The following is a 4735-nucleotide window of genomic DNA, read 5'->3' as shown; positions in this document are numbered from 1 at the left end:
CTCGGCCGGCTTGATGAGGCCGAGGCGGTGCTGCACGAGATCCTCAGGCAGGCGCCTCAGCACCTAGGGGCGCATCTTGGGCTCGGCTGGGCCGCCCGCAAGCGCGGCGATCACGCCCGTGCCCTCGCCTGCTTCCAGGCTGCTGCTGCCATCGACCCCAACCACCTCGGCGTGCAGCAGGAAATCGCCTACGAGTTGCCGCACCTCGGCCGGCTTGATGAGGCCGAGGCGGTGCTGCACGAGATCCTCAGGCAGGCGCCTCAGCACCTAGGGGCGCATCTTGGGCTCGGCTGGGCCGCCCGCAAGCGCGGCGATCACGCCCGTGCCCTCGCCTGCTTCCAGGCTGCTGCTGCCATCGACCCCAACCACCTCGGCGTGCAGCAGGAAATCGCCAGCGAATTCCGGGACCGCGGTCTTTACGACGACGCCAGGGGCATCATCGACGCGGTACTCCAGCGCGAGCCGGACAACATCCCTGCCCAAATGCAATTGGCATACATTCAGCGTCATGCGGGTAACCGGGAAGCTGCCCGCGCTGAGTTTCACCGCATCTCCCAGGCTAATCCCAGGTTTTTCCAGGCTTTCGTTGAGCTCGCGATCGAGGAACGCACGCTCGGCAGGCCTGAGTCGGCTGCACAAATCCTAGAGCAGGTCCTCGCACAACAGCCCGATCATCTCGCAGCCCTCACACAACTTGCTGAATCGGCGCGCCTCGCAGGAGACCTGGAGAGCTGTCTCTCCATCTATCATCGTGCGATTGAACTCCATCCGGGCATTATCTGGCTTTATGTTCAAGCGAGTCAGACCCTCAACGAGCGTGGCGACCACGTCGCGGCTCTTGCACTTCTTGACACAGCCACTTCTACCTTTGGGGAACAATGGGAGATCGCGTGCAAGCGGGTGGAGTTGCTGAAATGGGCTGGACACCTGGATGAGGCCCGCAGGTTGGCTGAGGACGTCCGACGCAACAACCCACACAGTTTCTGGGCGTGGTCGCATTGTGTCCAGCTTGACCTCCTCGTGGGAAGCCTCGACGCCGCGGCTGAAAAACTGGAACGCTTTTCCTCGGAAGCCACGACTGAACGCGCTCGCATCCAGATATTTCGTGGGCATCTCGCAGAAGCCCAATACAGGTTTGAGGAGGCGAGAGAGCACTACCAGGCAGCCCTTCTTCTGAACCCGCTCGATGGCTGGGCCCACGCGGAGATGTTCCGCATCTGCATGTTGCTGCTGAGAGTAGATGAGGCAGGCAAGCACCTTGAGGCCTGGACTAAGCTGGATGTTCCTGCGCGCATCGCCCGCGGTCAGTCAACTAACATGTCCCAGAGCCATATGGGCCAAGTGCACAATGAATTCGTTCTCAACAAGGATCTGATCGATCAGCTCGCCACCATCAGGAGGCTGCCGCCAGAGGATCGGATTGCACAGCTACGAAATCTGTTGCGCTCAAACGCCGATCACTCTGCACCTGCGATTCAACTCATCATCGCCCTGTGCCAAGCGCGACTGGAAAACCCCACTGACGGCAAGAACAACCAGGATGGTTTCGCGCCCATTCCCAAGGTGATCGTTCAATATTGGGACGATCCTGAACCTCCGGAGGATGTGACGGGCCTGATGGCAACCTGGCGCTCCACCAATCAAGATTACCGCCATCATGTGTTTGATGATGCCGCAGCCAGGGCATTTCTTGCAGAACATTATGCCCCGCATGTTCTCAGAGCTTATCGACGAGCAGACAATCCGGCTGAGAAAGCAGATCTGTTCCGCCTCGCGTATCTTTTCGCCAAGGGTGGCGTTTATGTGGATGCCGACGATCGTTGCCTCGCTCCCATCGGCACAGTTCTTCCATCTCATGTTGCGTTGGCAGTTTACCAGGAAGATTATGCCCTTGGCGGGCTGGCCGTTGGTACGCTCGGTAACAACTTTCTGGCAGCGGCTCCCAACAATGCTGTGATTGGGCGTGCATTCGACTTAGCAACGGAAGCGCTCAACCGAGGGGACACAGATGTCGTGTGGCTGAAGACCGGTCCAGCCTTGATCACACGGGCGTTTGCAGAGGTCGCAGCTAAGACACCTCTCACCATGGCAGCCTGGCTCAAGAACATTGCAGTACTGAGGAGTAGCCAACTTTTCGGGTTTGCAGCTCTCCACTGCTTCACGGCATACAAGAAAACAACCCGGCACTGGTCTAATACTATCAATCCCACTCGCATCACGCCCACGCGCAAATGATATGCGTATCTTCAGGATTGGCGATGTGGCCAAAGCAAAAGGCGGCTTGTCGCAGACCAAACTAAGGCCTGCGGACATTCAGACGACCTCAAGGAATCGTTTGGTGCTGAAGGATGAGCAATGGGCCCGCGTCGCGCCGTTGCTGCCCGGCAAGGCCGGTGATCCCGGCCGCTCAGGAGCAGATAACCGGCTGTTCCTGGAGGCGGTGCTCTGGATGGTACGCACCAGGGCGGCCTGGCGTAATCTGCCCGAGATGTTTGGGAACTGGAACAGCGTGTTTCGCCGCTTCAGCCGGTGGGCTCAGACCAGCATCTTCGAGCAGCTCTTCCAGGTGCTGTCCGGGGATCCCGATTTCGAATACGCGCTTATCGACGGCACCATCATCCGCGTCCATCGGCACGGGACGGGCGCTAAAGGGGGACTTGTGCTCAAGCCATCGGGCGCTCGCGCGGCGGCCTGACGACCAAGATCGTCGTCCTGGTGGATGCGTTGGGCAATCTGGCACACTTTCTGCTTCTGCCAGGGCAGCGCCATGACAGCGTCGGGGCAGATCCCCTGCTCGACGGCATCGAGATCGGTGCTCTGATCGCCGACAAGGGCTTCGACACTGATGCGCTACGCCGGGAACTGGATGCCCGTGGCGCCGCTGCCGTCATCCCGCCCAAAGCCAATCGTGCGCGCCAGATTGCGTGTGACTTCGCCATGTACCGCTGGCGTCACCTGATCGAGAACTTCTTCTGTGATTTGAAGCAGTTCCGCCGCATCGCCACGCGCTACGACAAAACGGATCTGAGCTTCTCAGCCATGATCTATCTCGCCGCCAGCTTCATGGCCCTCAAATGAATGTCCACACCCCTTAGTTCGGACAGCTCTGCATGAAAAACAACGTTGCCCTGACCAAATAGTGTCCGTCAGGTTTCAGAGAACATCATTCACTTCGTCGTCCGTATGAGATAGTTTGCTTTATTTGCGCATGTGGCTCAACTGCTTGTGGGATGCTTTCAAGCGATCCGGGAGGGATGGACAGATGCGCCAGGTGCTTGGCCTCTAATACTACAGCTGGGATTGAGGTCGGTGCCGTGTGCCCTTGCGCCAGTGACATTCGCGAGCACGCTGCTGATGTCGCCGTCGCCAAACGGACCAATGCTCGACAGCCTCAACCGAAGGCGGTCGTTCCCACACCAAGTGCCAGAGCAGCCGCCGCACCTCCGGCACGTTGAGCGGCAACAACCCCGCGGCCTGCACGACGGGAGCTTCTCCCCCCGATGGCGTGCTGGCGCACGACAGTCAGATAGGCATGCGCCAGCATAGATAAGGTGATGTGCCGGTGCCAACTGGTCCACGCGCGCACCTCGTACTCGTCCAGCCCGGTCTCGCCCTTGGCTTCCTCAAAGCAGCTCTCGATCCGCCAGCGCTGGCCCGCAATCCGCACCAAGCTCGCTAGCGACGTCTCCTCCGGCGAACGGGTGAGATAGAACGTGAACTGATGCGGTCGGCCCTTCCGACGTCGGATCAGCAGGCCGGTCTTCCAGCCCGGCACTGGTGGCGTGCGGTAGGGTAGATACGCCCAGTCGTACAGGCGCGGCCCCTTGGCGCCGTCGCCAGCGCTGAGACGCTTCCAGCCCCGGGCTGGCACGTCCTCAAGCCAGTCCTCGACGGGCTTGAGGACGTGCCGCTGGGCCGAGGTCACGGCCAGCACATAGCCGCGCCCATGCACCTCGATCAGGCGCCGCGTCTGATGATCGGCGCCATAGAGGCTGTCGCCCACCACCCACGTGCACGGCACGCCAGCCGCAAAGGCCCGCTTGAGCATCGCCTGTCCGAGCTTCGGCTTGGTGGTGAAGGTCACACTCTCCGGCACCCCCGCTTCCGCGCGGCGGGCGGCGTCAAAAGCCCAGGTCTCGGGCAGGTACAGGGCCCGGTCAATCAGCGCATGCCCGTGCCGGCTGGCATAGGCGAGAAACACCCCGATCTGGCAATTCTCAATGTGGCCGCCGGTGCCGGAGTACTGGCGTTTGACGCCGGCCGACATGTCGCCCTTCTTCAGGAAGCCCGTCTCGTCCAGCACCAGTACGGCGTCAGGATCGCTCAGGTGCTCGACCACAAAGGGCTGCAGATCATCGCGCATGGCATCGGCATCCCAGTGCATGCGGGCGAGGAAATCCTGCACGCCATCGGGGTTGGCATCACCCGCCGCTTCGGCCTGGTGCCAACCGTTCTTGCGCTCCAGCGGCGACAGCAGACCTTGCAGATAAGCCCGGGCGCGTCGGCGCGGTTCGATGCGGCTGAACCGTGGAGCAATCCGGGCGATGAGATCATCCAGTTGATCGGCCCAGCGGTGGGCCTCGCTTGCGTGCGTCATGGCGTGACACCTCCGTGTCTAAGACAACGCACAAGGCACGGCTGTAGTATTAGGTCAGCTCTAGCACTACAGTTGCACCCTTCGTTTGCGATGTGAGGCTTGCGCCATGGCCTGATGCGCTCGTCTCCAGGCGGACCA

At 61.1% G+C, this 4735-nt stretch carries 3 protein-coding genes; 2 read left to right on the top strand and 1 reads right to left on the bottom strand.

The features are described from left to right. On the top strand, nucleotides 1–2235 hold a 2235-nt coding region (locus JKG68_RS31105; RefSeq protein WP_202066175.1), incomplete at its 5' end, for a tetratricopeptide repeat protein. Nucleotides 2236–2311: 76 nt separating this feature from the next. Beyond that, a protein-coding gene (locus JKG68_RS31100; RefSeq protein ID WP_202066176.1) for an IS5 family transposase occupies nucleotides 2312–3078 on the top strand; the annotation gives its coding sequence in 2 pieces (ribosomal slippage) (nucleotides 2312–2660 and nucleotides 2660–3078; 768 coding nt in all). Nucleotides 3079–3391: 313 nt separating this feature from the next. Here the strand turns inward: JKG68_RS31100 and JKG68_RS31095 are convergent. Further along, nucleotides 3392–4597, bottom strand: a complete 1206-nt coding sequence (locus tag JKG68_RS31095; RefSeq protein ID WP_246516102.1) for an IS701 family transposase — start codon at nucleotides 4595–4597, stop codon at nucleotides 3392–3394. Nucleotides 4598–4735 lie beyond the last annotated feature (138 nt).

It is taken from the genome of Microvirga aerilata, assembly GCF_016743775.1.
In the GTDB taxonomy this organism is placed as follows: domain Bacteria; phylum Pseudomonadota; class Alphaproteobacteria; order Rhizobiales; family Beijerinckiaceae; genus Microvirga; species Microvirga aerilata.
Note: the sequence above shows the minus strand (reverse complement) of the source record. Positions and strands in the feature narration are given on the sequence as shown.